The organism is Sporosarcina sp. USHLN248, from assembly GCF_037144575.1.
Classification (GTDB): Bacteria; Bacillota; Bacilli; order Bacillales_A; family Planococcaceae; genus Sporosarcina; species Sporosarcina contaminans.
The window spans coordinates 44,410-60,566 of record NZ_JBBCZC010000016.1 but is presented as its reverse complement, the minus strand read 5'-3'; the positions used below and the strand labels follow the sequence as shown (position 1 = coordinate 60,566).

Sequence of the window (16,157 nt, the reverse complement as noted above, 5' to 3'; positions counted from 1 at the left end):
ATCTCATTCTATTTTCATATAAGATCGCTATGTCAAAATAATTCATAGTAGAGGTGTAACAATGAAAAAGGTATACATACTAGCGATTGGACTTCTCATTCTTTCTGGCTGTGCTTCAAAGGAAAACGAACAGTCTAACGAGTCGCCTATCGTAGAAAATAGTGTTGAAGAACAGCAAACAGAAGGCAACAACGTCGTCGAAGAAAATGATACAGATGACAGCAAGGTAGTTGAAGGAAACGAAACAGAAACGATCGAAAATCAAGATGATCCTGTCCTATCATCCTATGAGGAATATAATAAAATTGAGGAAACGATCGATGCAGATCAACTTACATCTGAAATCTTGACAGATAATCAAAATAAAAGAGTTATCCTTTTTAAAGATCAAAATTCGGTAGAGATCTACAAGAGTATTTACATTAAAAATAGCCGCCATTTAAAAATTATCCAATTAGAGGGAGACGGTCTATTATTTAACGGAACGATTTAATTATTCAATGGTAAATTATTGAAAAACCCCGAAACGCAGCTTGCATTGCAAGCCGTCCCATCGTTTCGGGGTTTTTATTATTTAATTAATTGTCACCCATTAGCAGGACTAAGAAATCTTCAGATACGTATGTTTTATTTTTCTCAAGCAATTCCGGAGCAACTTGGAATTGCCTAACGCTTTTATTGAATCCGTACATTTTTTCTCCACGAGTAATCGTAAATGAACGGTTTCCTTTTGTTATAAGTGCTCCATTCAACTTAGGCTGAGATTCAACGCGATAACCTAATTCTTCTGCCACTTTTCGCAACGGTATCATTTTTACGCCATCCTTCATGTGATGGTCGTTTTCAATGATTGTCTGTACAGCTTCCATTTCGCTTGAATCGGAATCTGAACCCTCATCCGGCTTTTCTGCAGCATCTTCTTTCATTTCGTTTAATACGATGATTTTATTCGGTGATGTTTGTGGCGGCAAACTTTTAGTCGTCACCGAATAGAATACGATCAATTCATTGTCTTTAAGCTCTTCTTTGCCAATTTTCTCACCTTGTTGATTTTCAATGATGGTTTGATCACCAATATTCAATTTCAATTCCTTATCATAACTTAAATAGTCCTCGTCAAACTTGCCGACTTTCACGGAGCCTATTTCTTTTTCATCGCTGACGAAGAAAAGTTCCGGAGTCGGTTGAGGCGGATAGATCATAATCATCGGCTTGTTTTTATCATAGAAACCTTCAACATGCATGCCTTCCTTAAGGTCAGAGGCTTTCATAGCATCGGTTGTATTTGTGTTGAACAACAATGTATCTTCATTGATGCGGAAGTTGGTGATTATTTCTTCATCTCCGACTACAGTGACCATCAAATCCTTATCACGCGTTTCAATTTTCTCAATCGTCCCTCCGGCACTCAAAAACATTGATGCGTCGGCATGCTTTTCATCATTCACTTGTTCTTCAGCATTTACCGTGTAGGCTGCGACTGTCGTTCCCGCCAATAATGCGGCCATTGTGATTGTGCCAAATTTTCTCATGTAAATCTCTCCTTCATATAAACAGTTTCATAGAATGAGACGGAAATCTATAGTTAAAGTTACAATAAAATTTTAACTCGTACAAGATTCATTGATTAATTGACCACTTTTCTGTCTGCTCCTGCCTTCATTCCACTCACAAAAATAAAGAGGGATGCAATGATGAAGATTATCATAGAGCTTGTCCAATTTGAAGTAACATCATGTAAAAGGCCGAATAGAACCGGTCCGATTGCAGCTAATAAATAACCGATCGATTGTGCCATGCCAGATAATTCAGCTGCCTCGATATGGGTGTTTGTCCGTAAAGTAAAAAACATCATCGCAAGTCCGAATGACGAACCGCCAGCGATGCCAATTGCAATCATCCATACAGGAAATAGGGCGGCATTGCTGAACATAACTCCGATGTAGCCGATGAAATATAACAGTGTTGTACCGATTACAATGACTCGCTGATCTTTCAATTTACTTGAAATAATTGGTATGATGAACGTCATCGGCAATTGAGATAGCTGTAATAAGGAAATCATTAAGCCAGCTTTTTGTGCGTCCATCCCCGCCCCTCCCATTACCTCTGGGAGCCATGCTGAAGTCGTATAAAAGAGCAATGATTGCAGTCCCATGAAAAAAGTGACTGCCCACGCAAGCGGTGAACGCCAAAGTGATACTTCTTTCTCCTCTTTGCGTTGAACGTCCAATTGCTTTTGGGATGTATTCCTTTTTAATTGAGGAAGCCAGAACAATATAGCGATCAATGATAGGATTGCCCAAATGCCTAATGCTCCTTGCCAGCCGAATGATGTCTTTTCAACAATCGGCACACTAATTCCAGAAGCGATCGTTGCTGAAATGTTCATGGATATCGAATAGATTCCTGTCATCAATCCGATATGTAAAGGAAAATTCAGCTTTAACAATCCCGGCAGCAGCACATTGCCAAACGCAATTGCAATGCCGATCATAAATGTTCCGATTAGCATGAAAGGCAACGAACCAATGGAACGGACGATAATGCCAACTGTTAAAACACAAAGAGATAAGAATAATGTCAGCTCCATTCCAAACCGTTTCGAAAGCTTTGGAGCAAAAGGTGAAATCAGTGCGAAAGCTAATAAAGGAATTGTCGTCAAAAATCCGGCAAGTACATTTGACATGCCCAACCCGTCACGAATAGGAGCGATAATTGGCCCTACCGATGTTAATGGTGAGCGCAACGTCGAGGCAATAAAAATAATCCCTGCAATTAAAAGGATGATCTTACTTGACCACGGAATTTTTCTTGATGTAAATGTATTGTTTTGTCGTTCCACATAATCGTCTCCTTGTTGATTGAATGGTACCTTGACCTTGTTTTGTCCTTCAGCATAGTTTGATCACCCTATCAAACACAATCACTTCCATCTGACAGCCCAAAACTCAATCTTAGTAAAAACTTCATCGTGTAAAATATTCGTAAGTCTTTTGAAAGCTATAGATTCTACTAAAACGATCTCTAACATTTAACGAGCATATCATAGAGATTCCTTTTCGGACAGTCAATTTACTGTTCATCTTTTTGTGTTTGTCTATGCCTTCCATTTTAACATAGTAAAAACGGATCCCCCCAGTCCGTGAGATCCGCTTTTAGTTGGAATTAGTTTAATCCAATTTGAATAGCGATTCGCTGAACGCCTTAATTCAAACTGCCAAACAGTTCCATTATTTATATTGAGCCGTTAAGACAAGAGAAGATAGGATTGAAACCGCCTGTTCCATTTCCTCTTCCGTAACTGTCAACGGTGGCAATAACCGAATAACATTTGAGCCTGCTTGCACAAGAAGCAAACCGTTTTCTTCTGCCTGTTGTATAATCGAGGCAACTTCTTCCTTGCACTTAATTCCTAATAGAAGACCTTTTCCTCGAAGTTCAAATTGGTTTTCAGGTAATATTTCACATAGTTTACTAACTAAAAAGACAGACTTCTTTTTGACATCTTCTAAAAACTGCTTATTGAACACTTGCCCGATCGTCGCCGAGGCAACGGCCATTGCCAAAGGATTCCCTCCGAATGTTGTGCCATGTGATCCAGGTCCAAACGATTCATATAGCTTCGCTGTACCGATCATAGCACCGATTGGAAAACCACCGCCTAATCCTTTCGCAAGTGTAAGTATATCGGGCTGTAAAATCGTTTGTTCGTATGCGTATTTTGTTCCTGTACGTCCTATACCAGTTTGAATTTCATCGACGATAAGCAAAATGCCTTTTTCCTTGCATAGACAAGAAATTGTAGCCGCAAATTCTGGCGTGATTTCATTGACGCCCCCTTCACCTTGGATGATTTCGAGCATAATGGCTGCTACGCTATCATCTACTGCTTCCTCCAATGCATGGCTATCATTAAACGGCAATGTCTTAAATGTCTGCAACAACGGGCCAAATCCACTTTTCACTTTATCTTGGCCCGTTGCTGACATGGCTCCGAATGTACGCCCATGAAAAGATTGTTCAAACGTTATAATCGTACTCTTTGAGGTATGCTTACGAGCCAATTTAATAGCCGCTTCGTTCGCTTCTGCACCACTATTGCAGAAGAAAGCGTGGGCGAAATGCGTTCCTTCTATTAATGATTGGGCCAGCTGTTCCTGTTCAGGGCTCTCGAACAGATTGGAAATATGCATAAGCTTTTCACTTTGCTCTTGAATCGCATTGACGATTACAGGATGTGAATGGCCTAAACTTAACACTGCAATACCGCTTGTAAAATCAAGATAGCTTTTTCCCGTATCATCGATGACCGTCGTTCCACTCCCTCTTACGATATGGATTGGCCGTCTCGCATAATTGTTAAATAATGCACTCATACGCACACCTCTTCATGTGAGATCATTGTGCCCTTCAATTGCTGATCTGTTATTTCAACGGAAGGGATCCCTTCCTCAATGCAGCTTAACGCCGCTTTCACTTTCGGAATCATTCCACCATAAATCTCCCCAGCAGCAATCCATTCATAGATTGCCGACGGTGACGCTTTTTGCTGTACATTACCGCTAATGGTTATGCCTGGAGTATCCGATACGAAGTAAAGTAACTCCGAACCGATTGATTGCGCCACTTTACTTGCAACTGTATCGGCATTAATATTGAGGGGGTGACCGTCCGCTGTAGTGCCGATGCAAGAAATAACAGGTACAATGTCTGCTTGAAGAAGTTTATCAATTAAAAAGTGATTGACTAACTCAATTTCTCCAACATAGCCGTACGTTTCTTTATTTAACATTTTGCAAGACAGAAGTTTGCCATCAAAGCCGCTTAGACCAATCGATTCAATGCCGGCTTCATTCATCTGATGGACAAGCGCAGTATTCACTTCACTGATTAGTACTTGATTGACAACTTCAATTGATTGGCTACATGTAACCCGAATGCCGTCGATTGAAGTGGAAACAATCCCCTTTTTCTCCAAAGCGGCATTGATAGAAGGTCCTCCACCATGAACGATAATCATTTCCATCCCGTCATTGCGCATTTGGCGCAATCGTGCGAAGAATGATTCTTCCAATGAATCGATCATACTACCGCCTAATTTGATGACAACACGTTTATGAGCGATACGTTGCATTAATTTGGACATAGTCATAAGTCAAATCGCACCCCCACGCCAATCCATTTCCTTCTCCTATGTTTAAGTCTACAATGATTTTCACTTCAGGCTGTTTTAAGTAGACGAGCAGCTCCTCTTCGGAAAAATTAGCTGGCTCCCCGCCTTGAACAACAGTAGTCGGGCCAATTTGTATGTGGATGTCTGAAGGATTTACCGTCGCCCCGCTATAGCCTACCGCGGCAATGACGCGGCCCCAATTTGCATCGCATCCAAAAACAGCAGTTTTAACTAACGGAGAACCGACAACTGTTTTTGCAATCTTCCTCGCTTCGCTATCCGAAATAGCGCCATTTACTTCAACTTCAATCAATTTCGTAGCACCTTCCCCGTCCTTTGCAATCATTTTCGCAAGATCTTGCGATACCGCATGCAAAGCATTCAAGAAGATCTCCCATTCAGGATGAGAAGGTGTCAACTGTTCGTTTTGCGCCATTCCGTTTGCCATGACGATGACCATATCGTTCGTTGACGTGTCGCCATCCACTGTAATCGCATTGAATGTAACATCTGTCACAGTTTTCAACGCCTCTTGAAGATGGGTCGCTTCAATATTCGCATCCGTCGTAATGAAACCTAACATCGTTGCCATATTCGGCTCAATCATCCCTGAACCTTTCGCTGTTCCGGCAACGACCACTTCCTTGCCATCAATTTCAACGCGGTATGATGTATTTTTTGTCACCGTATCGGTTGTTAATATCGCTTGTGAAAACTGAATGGAACTTTCGAGCGTATTCGTCGGTTCAAAAGACGCTATGCCAGCTACAATTGGTTCCATATTCAACTTCTCTCCTATGACGCCTGTAGAGGCTACACCGACTAAATCAGGAGATATGCCAATCTTTTCTGCTGTTTTTAGTTGCATTGTCAATGCATCTTGCATACCAGCTGTTCCTGTACACGCATTTGCATTGCCGGAATTGATAATGATCGCTTGCATTTTTCCGGTACTTTGAATAAGTTCTTTTGTGATGACTAACGGAGCAGCTTGAATTGCATTCGTTGTAAACACACCGGCCGCATTCGCAGGTACATCGCTCACTAATAAAGCCAAATCATATTTTTTATGCTTTAAGCCGCAGTGAATGCCGACAGCTTTAAATCCTTTAGGCGAAACGATATTCATACGCGATATTCGTTTTATCCTCTGAACTGCAATTGTCAAGATCGCTCTCCTCCTCTTATCAATTCCTACTTGGTACGATTGCGTTTCATTTTTCATGGTGCTTCATCGAGGACATTTTTCTGAATGAAGTTAAATGAATAATGGAACTTGTTCAAGCCCTGCCTTTTCGTCGAAGTTAAATCGAACATTCATATTTTGAACCGCTTGCCCTGCAGCCCCTTTCACTAAATTATCGATAACAGAAACAATCGTCGCACGATTCGTCCTTTCATCCACCTTAACGTGAAGATCACAGTAGTTTGACCCGTACACCTGCTTCGTTCCGAATTTCGCTATATCTTCAATCACTCGAACGAAAGGCATATGTTGATAGGTTTCTCTCAAATTACAAATAAGGTCAACCTCAGTTATCCCATCTACCAACATTGCATAGGTCGTTGTCATAATACCCCTTGTCATAGGTGTCAAATGTGTCGTAAATGTAATTGGGGATTTCATGCCCCCGAAAATTTCCATTGCTTGCTCTATTTCTGGAATATGTTGATGTTGATGGATTTTATAAATTGATAGGTTTTCATTTGTCTCACTGAAGTGTGTCATCGGACTAAGCGCATTCCCTGCGCCGGACACTCCACTTTTCGCATCAATGACTAAATGAGACACATCTATTTGCCGTTCTTTTAAAAGCGGCAATATGGATAAGAGTGCTGCTGTCGGATAGCATCCGGGATTGGCAATAAGCTGTGCCTCCCGAATTGATTTTGCATTCCACTCGGTTAAGCCATAGGCGCTTTTCTCGATTGCCTCGATCGGAGCGGGGGCTTTTTTATACCATGCTTCATAATCAGACAAATCCTTCAAACGAAAGTCGCCTGACAGATCAATCAACGTCGGCCCTCTATCAAGTAGCGGAGGGAAAAGCTTGCTCGTCACCCCTGCGGGTGTACTCGCGAATATGACGTCGTAAGTAACAAGCCGATCGAAATCAATCTCGTTTAGCGGCTGATCGTATAAGTCTGTCAAATGCGGATATTTGTTTGAAAAAATCGTTCCTTCCTCCGAAGAAGTGAATAAATCGATTTGTCCGACTTCCGGGTGTTCATGTAGCAAACGGATCAATTCAAGCCCGCCATAGCCGGAAGCACCAATGATTCCTATTTTCATATTGCCCACCCCTTTATTCAATATGGTTAGTATACGCATGTATATTTATAAAGTCAACTGTATTATTATTAAAATTTGAATTTAGTACGAATGGAGTAAAAATGAAGTTTTTAGAAGACTGTAGAGGGGACTAAGGATATTCCACAAAAATTTTTACGTATTACTGCCCCTCCTCATTATTCATCCTATATACAGTGACACGTACCTGCTTGATTGGCTATGGATTTATTCACCAAAGACTAATAGCTTATTCACATTGCCCCTTTTCGAATTGATTTAAATGCATATTAACTTCATTGCCCGATTATGCTATAATCATATTGGTAACAGGTCATAATAGCAGCTATATAATTCTCGAACGCATTACGACTGAATAGGGAGGGTACTGCAATGGATTTATTGAAACTGAAAGATAAGAATGTTGTTGTCATGGGAGTGGCAAATGAAAGAAGTTTGGCTTGGGGAATTGCCAAGTCGCTGTTTGAAGTCGGAGCTAACGTCATTTTCACATATAGGAAAGAACGCTCTCTGGCGAAGCTTGAAAAAGCGTTGGAAAGCCATGGCTATGAACCAAAAATGGTCGTACAATGCGATGTAAATGAAGATGAAAGCATTCAACATGCATTTACATTAATTGGCGAAACAATTGGCACGATCCACGGCATCGTCCATTCAGTCGCTTTCGCCCATGCAGAAGATTTGAAAAACGATTTTGTAGAGACGACGAGAAGCGGTTATGCATTTGCGCAAGATTCGAGCGCTTATTCCTTAATTGCAACTGCTCGTGAAGCACGTCGTTATATGGCGGAAGGCGGCTCTATCATAACAATGAGTTATTTAGGTGCAGAACGTGTTCTTGATGGCTACAATGTTATGGGAGTTGCAAAAGCAGCTCTTGAAGCTTCCGTCCGCTATCTTGCAAACGATATCGGAAAAGACGGCATCCGGGTAAATGCCATTTCAGCTGGAGCAGTACGCACCCTATCTGCAAAGGGCGTTCCTTCATTTAACACCATTTTGGGCCAAATTGAAGAAAAAGCTCCTTTGAAGCGAAATATTACACAAGAAGAAGTTGCAAAAATGTCAATTGCCATGTTAAGTGATTTATCGAGCGGTGTAACTGGCGAAGTGATTTACGTCGATGCGGGCTATCATATAATGGGATAAAAAAAGGAGCTGATCAGCTCCTTTTTTCATTCGCCTTTCATAAGGCTCTTATTCCCTTTTGTTAAAATACTTTCATATTCGATATATGCATATATATCTTCCTCAATGGCGCTGCTAAATCCGCTCAATTCTTCTATTGTTAAATCCTCAATCGCTTTTTTCTCCATTTCACAATATAAAATGATCTTGCCAACAATTTCATGCGCATCGCGGAATGGTGTTCCCTTGCTCACTAAGTAGTCAGCCACTTCTGTCGCATTCAAAAATCCTGCTTTAATTGCCGCCTTCATCTGATCAGCATTTACTGTCAGTGTGTCAATCATTTTCGACATTATTTCCATGCAGTCCAATACTGTATCAAGCGCATCGAAAAACGGCTCTTTGTCTTCCTGCATATCTTTATTGTACGTAAGCGGCAGCCCTTTCAAAGTTGTCAATAAAGAGAATAACGAGCCATACACTCTTCCCGTTTTGCCGCGGATTAGTTCTGCTGCGTCCGGATTCTTTTTTTGCGGCATTATGCTGCTGCCTGTTGAATACGCATCCGCCATCGTTATGAATCTGAATTCTTGGCTGCTCCATAATACCAATTCCTCACTTAAACGGCTTAAATGCATCATGATGATCGAAAAATTAGACATAAGCTCGAGCATATAATCGCGGTCACTAACCCCATCCAAAAAATTATCGACCGGTTTTGCAAAACGAAGCAATTCCGTCGTTACTTGGCGGTCGATTGCGTGCGTTGTCCCCGCAAGTGCTCCACATCCTAAAGGATTTTCATCCATTAGCTCCAATGCATTTTCCACTCTTTTTTTATCTCGCTTGAACATTTGCTCGTAAGCCCCTAAGTGATGTCCAAATGTCACGACTTGAGCACGCTGCAAATGAGTGTAGCCCGGCATAATGACATTGTTCGCCTTCCCTTTTTCATGCAAAGAGTCGATTAACGTTTGAAGGCTATCAATCACTTCCGTTGCTTTATTTTTTGCGTATAAGCGCATATCAACAGCAACTTGATCATTTCTGCTGCGGGCAGTATGTAGCTTCTTGCCTGTCTCTCCTACTCGCTCCGTTAGATGCATTTCTATGAATGAGTGAATATCTTCAAAGTCGCCTTCGATTTTCAATTTTCCCGATTCAATATCGGTCAATATCGATTCAAGACCTTGAACTAATAAATCTCCCTCTTCGGGTGATAAAAGATCGCTATGCACTAACATCGTCACATGCGCGAGGCTACCAGCAATATCTTCTTTATATAAACGATGGTCAACCGGCAATGATGTATTGAACTGCTCCATAATTTCATCCGCACGGCTTGTAAAACGTCCACCCCATAACTTCATGTATCATCAACCTCCGTTATGTATTTTTATTCACTTTATTGTATTATAATGAATATTTATCTTCATTGCAATGGAACTCCCCTATTTCTTCTATAAAAAAGATACCCGTTACTTTTTAGTCAAACTCATCTTATTTACTTTCAATAGCCATTTTCTTGCTCAAAGCTTTATGGGGTGCTATGCTAATCATATCGAATGAAAACGAGTGATGACATTGAACAACAACGAATCAACCTTATTATTTTTAAATTTCCAATCCCTTGACAGCTATATGTCAAGGGATTTTGTTTCCTCTGGGAAAAATATGTTGGAGGTTAGAAGATGAATAAAGAAAAGCATTCCATTGCATCTGTTTTTGCCATCTGGATCAGTTTAATGAGTAATATTGTTCTCACTGTGTTGAAAATTATCGTCGGAATTTTATTCAATAGTCCCGTGCTGTTAGCAGATGGCTTCCATAATGCCGGTGATGTCGTTGCATCGGCAGCTGCGCTTACTTCCATGCGCATTTCGCAGCGGCCTGCTGATGACGACCATCCTTATGGACATGGCAAAGCAGAAGTGATCGGCTCTGGAATTGTGGCGATCATCCTAATCATAGCTGCAATTTACATCGGTATTGAAGCGATTTCCACCTTTTTCGAGGAGCCAGCAAAAGCGAGCAAAATTGCATTGATTACCGCAATTATTTCTCTCGTATGGAAGCAATTGCTTTATGTCTATACAATGCGGGTCGGAAAAGAAACGAACAGTAAAGGATTAATCGCAACCGCATATGACCATTTGGCGGATGTGTACGCTTCATTAGCTGCAGTGCTCGGTATAGGGCTTGCTTTAATTGGAGATGCATATGACATTGCATTCCTATCGTACGGCGATCCGTTTGCTGGAGTCATCGTTTCGATTTTAGTACTACGTTTAGCATATGAAATCGGAAAAGAATCAATCGATATATTAATGGAGAAAAACGTTAGCTCAGAACGTTTAAAAGAGTTTTCCGTTTTAATTCGCACCTTTCCGGAAGTGAAGAGAATTGACAGGCTTCGCGCTCGCGAACATGGGCATTATATTTTAGTCGATGTGCGGGTTGGTGTACCAGGCAATTTGACGATTCAAGAAGGCCATGACATATCGAGTGAAATCCGTAATGCGATTTTAGAAAAACATCAGGATGTAGATGAAGTGCTCATCCACTTAAACCCGTGGTATCCAGAGGAAGAAGAATGAGCGGATCCTCCCGCGGATATGTATAATAGTAAATGAAAGGAGTGCAAACATGATTTCAAAACAATTGCAGCAATATATAAACCAATTTGACCGTGATGAACAAATTGCATTATTTCCGATCGAACAAGAATTTGCTAAACAACAAAATGTTATGGATGCCGACAGCAACGTCATTGATAAACGATGGACATTTACATTGATTGAAAGATGTGTGAAGGAAACGGAAGAGCTGAAAAAAGAGGAAACGGCGGCCTTTATGGAACAGCCAATCTCCTTTTTATCGGACAATATGGATGAATTCCTCTATGTCGAATCGGATCATTTTGACATGATCGGAGTCGATGGCATCGCCCTTGAAGTCGATGATTTATTTGGAACATATACTGCCCTATTCGGATTAAAGCTCCAAAAAAAATGGGAAGCAGTAATTAAATCCTATTTGGATGAAAAATTAGGTGAGAAAACGTACAGTGCCCTTTTCTCACCCCAAGACGGTTTATGGGAAATTAATATTCCGCTCGATCGGCTGCCTACTTTCAATCCAGAAGTTTCATTGCAAACTGCAATTGACGTTACGTATCAAACAGTGTTTGAATTGGAAACAGTCATTGAGGCGATGAATTGAAGCAATCTTTTAAAACAGACAGCAAAGAGTTCATTTACACGTATGTCAGGCACAAAGATGAACATGACCTTTGCAAATTAGAGATGAGGTCGTTTTTCGGATACGATAGCGATTCGAACGTCCTCATAAGTAAAACAGCAATCGATCCGAGTCGCAGCCCTTTCATGAAAGAACGGCTTGAAGTTTTAATTACTTGTAACAGCTTTGAAGAGCTTATGTCTGAAGCAGAACGATTTGTTTCTCACAAAACATTCCGGGTCACTTGCTTGAATACAATAGATTTAGGAGACACAGAAAAAATCGGCCACAACAAAAGGCGTAAAATGGAAAAGGCGATTGGCGAAAAAATTACAGGAGAAGCTGACTTGGATCATCCCGAAACGCATTACGGCTTCGTACTTTTGGATGGCGTATACTACTTTGGAAGTGTAGAGGAAAGTGTTCCTTATTGGCGGTTCCATCAGCAGAAGCCTCATATGTATTCGACAGCGCTTAGTACCCGTGTTGCACGTGCGGTTGCGAATATCGCCGTGCCCCATCCTGAAGGCGTAAAGGCAATTGATCCTTGCTGCGGCATCGGAACCGTTTTAGTCGAAGCCCGCTCGATGGGCATTGATATTGTCGGCCGAGACATCAACCCATTAGTGTGCAGAGGATCGAGGAAAAACCTGTTCCACTTCGGTTTAGAATGCGAAGTTGTAAAAGGCCCAATTTCAGAAGTGACCGATACATATGATTCAGCAATCATCGACATGCCCTACAACTTATTCACCCATATTACAGCCGAAGGGCAATTGGGCATTCTAAAAGATGCTAGACGGATAACAGAAAAATTAGTCGTTGTGACGATCGAAACGATTGACGACATGATCGAACAAGCCGGATTTAACATCGTAGACCGTTGTGTTGCAAGGAAAGGTACGTTTGAGCGGCAAGTGATTGTTTGTCTCTGAAATAAATAAAGCGGGTGGAAGAGTAACTTTCCTGCCCGCTTTTTTGTGTCTTAAATCTATTCACAAACCACTATAAATCCTGCAGCTAAAATAGATTATACCCGATTTTAAACAGTGACAAGAAGCCTTATTTCATCAAGCGTAAAGCACACCAGTATGCAGACTATCTGCGCCAGTAAATCTGCAATGCACGCCAGTATTCATGATACCTACGCCAGTAAATCGATCATGCTCGCCAGTCAATATACCAACTAACGGCCTTATTGGGTCAGCAACCCGACACGGGATTAATAAAATCCTTTTTTTCTACTACGGCTTATCTTCACTGAATCACTTATTTATGATCATCATTGAATATCACTATAAACAATAATTTCAAAGTCTATTTAGATCACTTTTAATTGCCGCTCTTTTATACACGTCAATCATTCCCCAAACTGCAAATATTACAAAGATCGTGATCGTACCCCAAATGATGCTATTCTCAATCCTTGTTGGGCTTGTTGTAAAAATTTCACCCATTTGATTAAGGAATTCAGGTGTAAAGAGATTCGCATGCGTTAAAATGATAACTAAGATAACAAGCGATGCGACTTGATGAATTGTAAAAAATGTTGATAGCTTATATGTCCATTGTTTTTTAATCAGTTTATTAATTGTTAAAGCAATTTCTAATCCAATCAACAAAACGATTAACGGCCAAAAGGATAGAAGTACTTCTTGATTGAACGCTGTCGTTACCATTCGCAAGCCATTATCGCCATTTTCATATATGCCTATTAAATGATTGGCATAAAAATAAGTCGTTCCCCACATCGCTGTCCAAGCTAAGCCACAAGACAATTCAAAGCTTTTAATCATCTTATATTTCGGAACATAGATACTCTGCTTTAAATCCTCAGGTGTCCACGGTCGAAAATTCGATGATAAAGGGGAATGTTTCTTAACCCCGTCTGCACGCTCGGCAATCACAAAGACGGCAGTTATCCAAAAAAATGTATGGATAATCACATTGATGACATTCCAAATCCCCTCTCCCATAATTACAAGCATCGTTTCCAATACTGCACCCTCATCGACTGGACTAAAAACTTTCACCGCAACAATGGCGATAAATGAGCAAATAGCTGCGATCGGCAAGCATAGCTTTAGTAATGTAGTGTACGCTTCATAATACTTCGGTCCGATTAAATGCATTGGTTTTTCATTATATTGACTTGCTAAAACAGCAGGATTCCCCAATGTTTCAAGTACCCGTTTGACATCATCTTCTGAATAATCTTCAGGCAACATATCATAGATTGTTGATTCTAATTCCAGCGCAATGTCATTTCGGGTTTTATCTGGCAGCCTCCGAGTGACTTCCTGAATGTACAGTTTAATTAAATCCATCTGCATCATCCTCCTCTTTTAAAACTTCATAAAGTTTTTTTGTATTTTTTATCCATTCTTCTTTAATTTGTTGAAAAACAATTTCTCCTTCCTGGCTTAATTCGTAATATTTTCGTGGCCTTGCACCGGACGTATCCCAAAAACTCACCACTAACTCTTGTTTTTCCAACCTCCGAAGCAGAGGATATAGTGTGCTTTGTTCGATTTCCACCCCAAGTTCTGCAAGCAATTGCACAAGTGAATATCCATATTGAGGCGTTCGTAATTGACTTAAAACCGCCAACGTCAAGTTTCCCCTTCTTAATTCAGTTGAAAGCGAATCGATAATTTGGTCCATCCGTTTTCTTCTCCTTTATACTGTATGACGTACATTATTATTTATACTGTGCATTATACACTATTGTGAAAAGTAAAATCAAAACATTTGAACATCCAACATCAAAAAATCCAGCCACATTGTGATAGCTGGATTTTCGATTAATTACATCCTTCAAATTATGACTTTATTGACTACGTTTTATATAAGATGGCATTCAAATATAGTATAATTTTGTATGTATTTTTAATAAAGGATGTGAGTTTATGAGTGATTTAGAAAAAATCAAGCTCATAAAGCCACCATTTCCCAAGCTACGATGTTTTTCTTTCAAACCTATTACGATTTTTTAGGAGAGGGTTATTTTGAAGAAAAGCATCGAAAACAATACACCAAGCTTACTTTTATTAATTCTACTAGTAGGCTTTCCACAAATTAGTGAAACCATTTTCAGTCCGTCTCTACCTTCGATTGCAAAAGAATTTAACACTTCAACAAGTAATGCACAACTTACGATGAGTGTGTACTTTATCGCTTTTGCCTTCGGAGTATTTTTCTTTGGAAGATTATCCGATAGAATTGGCCGTAGAAAGGCAATGCTAGTCGGTTTATTTTTCTATTTTATTGGAAATCTACTTTGTCTGGCATCCAATGGGATATCGGTTTTATTAGTTGCACGTTTTGTTCAAGCTTTTGGTGCAAGTGTTGGATCTATTGTGACACAAACGATTTTACGAGAGAGTTTTTCTGGTGTACATCGTCATAGATTATTTGCCAAAATTTCAGCTGTACTCGCTTTCTCGCCTGCCATCGGCCCATTAATTGGCGGTTTTGCTGAATACTACTTTGGTTTCAAAGTTGTATTTTGGGTGTTGGTCGCAATGAGCATTGCATTATTTTGCTACGCATTTTTACGATTACCTGAAACCAAGCCTGCTACTATTAGATTGCAACTTCTGCTTCCAATTATAAAGCGTATGATAACAAATCAGCGCCTATGGTACTACGGTATATTAATTGGTGGATTAAACGGTATATTGTTCAGCTACTATACTGAGGCACCTTTTATATTCATTCAATATTTTTCGTTAACGAGTGCAATGTTTGGCTTTTTAGGAATAATCGTTGCAACCGCTACTATCTCAGGTGCAATGTTGTCCAATCGACTTGTTAGCAAAATAAAACCAGAGAAAATTATTATGCATGGATTAATCATTCTGATCAGTGGAACAATACTCGCTTGTTCTACACCGCTCTTACCAACGTTACAATTACCAATCATGATAACCAGTGTGTTTATTATTTTATTTGGTATAGGAACAGCTTTGCCAAATTGTTTAAGCTTGGCTCTAAATGATTTTCAGGATGTTATCGGATCTGCCGGGGCGATCTTTAGTCTATGCTACTATTTACTCGTAAGCGCTACAACATATGGGATGAGCGTACTTCAAAATGGTACAATACTAGCAATGCCATTATACTTCTTACTGTTGGGCTTTGTTATGCTTTTAATAGGATTCCGCATACAAAAATAAAAAAGGATTACCTAAAAAAGAACAGTTATGGACAAACAAATCGTTTTCCATAACTGTTCTTTTATCCATGTATCATATGAACGTCAATAACTTTTACCGATCAAAAAATGCTGGAGCAACATTA

The 16,157-nt window shown here is 40.1% G+C and carries 15 protein-coding genes; 6 read left to right on the top strand and 9 right to left on the bottom strand.

Annotated elements, in window-relative coordinates:
• The first annotated feature begins 61 nt into the window (after positions 1 to 61).
• On the top strand, positions 62 to 493 hold the full coding sequence (locus WFH04_RS08540) for a hypothetical protein (protein WP_336823629.1): 432 nt from the start codon (positions 62 to 64) through the stop codon (positions 491 to 493).
• Between the two features lie 85 nt (positions 494 to 578).
• Here WFH04_RS08540 and WFH04_RS08535 read toward each other — a convergent pair whose 3' ends face one another.
• From WFH04_RS08535 to argC, 6 genes are all read right to left on the bottom strand, one after another.
• Positions 579 to 1,532: a stalk domain-containing protein gene (locus tag WFH04_RS08535; protein ID WP_336823628.1), complete on the bottom strand. Its 954-nt coding sequence runs from the start codon at positions 1,530 to 1,532 to the stop codon at positions 579 to 581.
• 95 nt (positions 1,533 to 1,627) lie between these two features.
• Complete coding sequence (locus tag WFH04_RS08530) at positions 1,628 to 2,845, bottom strand: CynX/NimT family MFS transporter (RefSeq protein WP_336823627.1); 1,218 nt, start codon at positions 2,843 to 2,845, stop codon at positions 1,628 to 1,630.
• 388 nt (positions 2,846 to 3,233) lie between these two features.
• Positions 3,234 to 4,379 carry an acetylornithine transaminase gene (gene argD / locus WFH04_RS08525; protein ID WP_336823626.1) on the bottom strand — a complete coding sequence of 382 codons (1,146 nt, stop codon included), beginning with the start codon at positions 4,377 to 4,379 and terminating at the stop codon, positions 3,234 to 3,236.
• Entirely contained in the window at positions 4,376 to 5,155 is a 780-nt protein-coding gene (gene argB / locus WFH04_RS08520; protein ID WP_336823625.1) for an acetylglutamate kinase, read from the bottom strand. Before argB ends, argD begins: the two co-directional genes overlap by 4 nt.
• A complete protein-coding gene (gene argJ / locus WFH04_RS08515; protein ID WP_336823642.1) occupies positions 5,118 to 6,305 on the bottom strand; it encodes a bifunctional ornithine acetyltransferase/N-acetylglutamate synthase in 1,188 nt (395 codons plus the stop codon). Before argJ ends, argB begins: the two co-directional genes overlap by 38 nt.
• A gap of 129 nt (positions 6,306 to 6,434) precedes the next feature.
• On the bottom strand, positions 6,435 to 7,469 hold the full coding sequence (gene argC, locus WFH04_RS08510) for an N-acetyl-gamma-glutamyl-phosphate reductase (RefSeq protein WP_336823624.1): 1,035 nt from the start codon (positions 7,467 to 7,469) through the stop codon (positions 6,435 to 6,437).
• A 390-nt stretch (positions 7,470 to 7,859) separates the two neighbouring features.
• On the opposite strand from argC, the gene WFH04_RS08505 reads away from it, so the two are divergent.
• The gene (locus WFH04_RS08505; protein ID WP_336823623.1) at positions 7,860 to 8,636 is read left to right on the top strand and encodes an SDR family oxidoreductase; all 777 of its coding nucleotides are present in this window, start codon (positions 7,860 to 7,862) and stop codon (positions 8,634 to 8,636) included.
• Between the two features lie 26 nt (positions 8,637 to 8,662).
• On the opposite strand, the gene argH is transcribed toward WFH04_RS08505, so the two are convergent.
• Positions 8,663 to 9,985: an argininosuccinate lyase gene (gene argH / locus WFH04_RS08500; protein ID WP_336823622.1), complete on the bottom strand. Its 1,323-nt coding sequence runs from the start codon at positions 9,983 to 9,985 to the stop codon at positions 8,663 to 8,665.
• A gap of 321 nt (positions 9,986 to 10,306) precedes the next feature.
• On the opposite strand from argH, the gene WFH04_RS08495 reads away from it, so the two are divergent.
• The 3 genes from WFH04_RS08495 to WFH04_RS08485 are packed head-to-tail and all read left to right on the top strand — an operon-like array spanning position 10,307 to position 12,790.
• Positions 10,307 to 11,212, top strand: a complete 906-nt coding sequence (locus tag WFH04_RS08495; protein WP_336823621.1) for a cation diffusion facilitator family transporter — start codon at positions 10,307 to 10,309, stop codon at positions 11,210 to 11,212.
• A 49-nt stretch (positions 11,213 to 11,261) separates the two neighbouring features.
• Complete coding sequence (locus WFH04_RS08490; protein WP_336823620.1) at positions 11,262 to 11,837, top strand: branched-chain amino acid aminotransferase; 576 nt, start codon at positions 11,262 to 11,264, stop codon at positions 11,835 to 11,837.
• Entirely contained in the window at positions 11,834 to 12,790 is a 957-nt protein-coding gene (locus WFH04_RS08485; RefSeq protein ID WP_336823619.1) for a TRM11 family SAM-dependent methyltransferase, read from the top strand. The genes WFH04_RS08490 and WFH04_RS08485 overlap by 4 nt, the downstream gene beginning before the upstream one ends.
• 375 nt (positions 12,791 to 13,165) lie before the next feature.
• Here WFH04_RS08485 and WFH04_RS08480 read toward each other — a convergent pair whose 3' ends face one another.
• Entirely contained in the window at positions 13,166 to 14,182 is a 1,017-nt protein-coding gene (locus WFH04_RS08480; protein WP_336823618.1) for an HAAS signaling domain-containing protein, read from the bottom strand.
• On the bottom strand, positions 14,169 to 14,519 hold the full coding sequence (locus WFH04_RS08475) for a PadR family transcriptional regulator (protein WP_336823617.1): 351 nt from the start codon (positions 14,517 to 14,519) through the stop codon (positions 14,169 to 14,171). The genes WFH04_RS08480 and WFH04_RS08475 overlap by 14 nt, the downstream gene beginning before the upstream one ends.
• Before the next feature lie 341 nt (positions 14,520 to 14,860).
• Between WFH04_RS08475 and WFH04_RS08470 the strand changes: the two genes are divergently transcribed.
• A complete protein-coding gene (locus WFH04_RS08470) occupies positions 14,861 to 16,033 on the top strand; it encodes a multidrug effflux MFS transporter (RefSeq protein WP_381482579.1) in 1,173 nt (390 codons plus the stop codon).
• Positions 16,034 to 16,157 lie beyond the last annotated feature (124 nt).